We start from the raw sequence: 2,027 nt of genomic DNA on the forward strand, positions 1-2,027 counted from the left end.
TACTCATTCCCTAACATCTCCCGCCCCGTATACCAAAACCGCGTCGTGTAATTGAAATAGGGTTGCCCATTCTGGAAAAATCTCACTCGCCCATACACATCATACTGCGCACGCAACATCTCGTCCCCAGTCGGATTCGTCACCCGCACCGTGCTCCCCAGCACATTCTCATGCAAATACCAATCAGTCGTCATCACCCCACTCTGCCCGCTCCTGCGCGTTCGTTTCTGGTTCTGCAGCTCTAGCATTTTATCTATCGCTCCTACTCAAATTGCAGCGTTTTGCAAGCATTTTTTGATAAAAAATAATCTGAAATAGGCTCACCTCAAATGACTCCAATTCTTCCTTGTATAATATATATTATAGAATCCTATTAAAACTGGAAGAAAAATTATGGAAGCGATTATCCATGAAAGCTTGCTTTTTCTGTATATACCATAACCTAAGATAATCAATAATAAATAGACCAACGTCTCAGGTATAATGTATAGAGTAACCGTTTGCATATTAAAAATAAATATCAAAAGCAAATTATAGATAATAGCCAGCAGCGGCATGATCATTAAAATATATGCTTTTATCCTGCCGTATCTGTATGTTGATCTAGAGTAATTCATGCTATATTATCGTAGTTTTTATCACAGTCTTTGTAACATCGCATTTTACACTTAATCACTCCATTCCTACAACCTAATATACATATTACTAACTCTATTTTAGTGACCTGTCTAAACAGTGTTACAGGATTGAAATTTCTCCATCGTCCAAGGTATTCTAAGCCGCATCTAGATTCACACTTTCGTCCCTCTTGTTCACATTTATCTAAACACTCCTGCTCGAAAACCATCAATCCCTCCGGATCCGTGTAATTCACTGCATTATTCCCCACATATCTATACCAATTCACATCGCAAGCATCAAAGCCGATGAGGGCGGGTTGAAGGAAGCAGATTGCGGTGCTGTTGCCTAGTATATACTCGTGCAGGCGATGACTCATCGCCATCACACCGCTTTGTTTATCCTCGCACGTAGAGAAGTTATTCGCAGCCTCAGCATTCGATCGCAAGCTTCTACTGGAAACTCGACAAGTTACATGCTTTTTTTCTAAATAATTATTACACCCTACTTTATACATAATTCTTTTGCTCACCATTTTTGCAAAATTTTATACAATCCATCGCTAAACCCAGGTTTTGACTATGAGCTAATCATTGTTACTCCTATAAAGAATAGATATATTAAGGCAAATACGAAGCTAGTATAAAGACTTGAATACATAAGAGAAAAACCCGCTATTAAAAAGAATGCTTTAAACCAAATCAACATAATATTTAGCTCACCTACTAATCCTTTCTGTATCACTAGATAGTGAATATTTAATGAAGCATCTAGAAAGTATAAAGTATATAAAACAGCTAGTGTGGTGCGTATTGCAAATTTGAACTTATTGAAGAATTCTTTCATATTACTATTTTTAAATTATTTATATCCTTTTTTACAACAACATATTACACAATCAGCATCATTAGCGCAATCTCGCCCTGCTTTATTCGCCTCTTGGTCAGATTGTGAGTCTTCAGTAGAGGCACCAGACTTTGTTTGACAAGCCTCCCTTAAATCTCCTAATGATTCTGCAACTTTACTGTTGGAAGATTTAGCTACTTCGCAAGAAGTAATACAATGCCATGCTTTATCATTTGGATTAAAGCCCACAAATTTCGCAAGTTGAAAAGCACCTATGTAACAGGCACCTGTAAACGCCCCTGATATCCAATCACCAATCAGCCCATATGAATCTTTTTTACTTAATATGCCATTTCTAACATAACGATAAAAGTTAACATCTTCTATTCTTATGATAAGCTTATGAACTTTTTGTGACATCTCCCATCCACCGTCTTGCTTGATTGTAACATCGTGACCAAACCCAATCGGATCCGGCTGTAGGAAGCGGCCGTGAACGGTGCTGTAAATGCGGTTTCTATAATCATATAACCCCGCTCCAAGCCCACCCCACGTATTCACCA

General features: G+C 38.2%; 3 protein-coding genes. All 3 read right to left on the reverse strand.

Annotated features, from left to right (window positions below; genetic code table 11):
* Positions 1 to 248: hypothetical protein (locus tag NZM04_11120; GenBank protein MCS7064565.1), on the reverse strand; the 248-nt coding region annotated here is incomplete at its 3' end.
* A 365-nt stretch (positions 249 to 613) separates the two neighbouring features.
* Positions 614 to 1,066, reverse strand: a complete 453-nt coding sequence (locus tag NZM04_11125; GenBank protein MCS7064566.1) for a hypothetical protein — start codon at positions 1,064 to 1,066, stop codon at positions 614 to 616.
* A gap of 413 nt (positions 1,067 to 1,479) precedes the next feature.
* Positions 1,480 to 2,027 (reverse strand): hypothetical protein (locus tag NZM04_11130; protein ID MCS7064567.1); only part of this gene is annotated, 548 nt, incomplete at its 5' end.

The sequence above is a fragment of the Candidatus Methylacidiphilales bacterium genome, assembly GCA_025056655.1.
Lineage (GTDB): Bacteria > Verrucomicrobiota > Verrucomicrobiia > Methylacidiphilales > JANWVL01 > JANWVL01.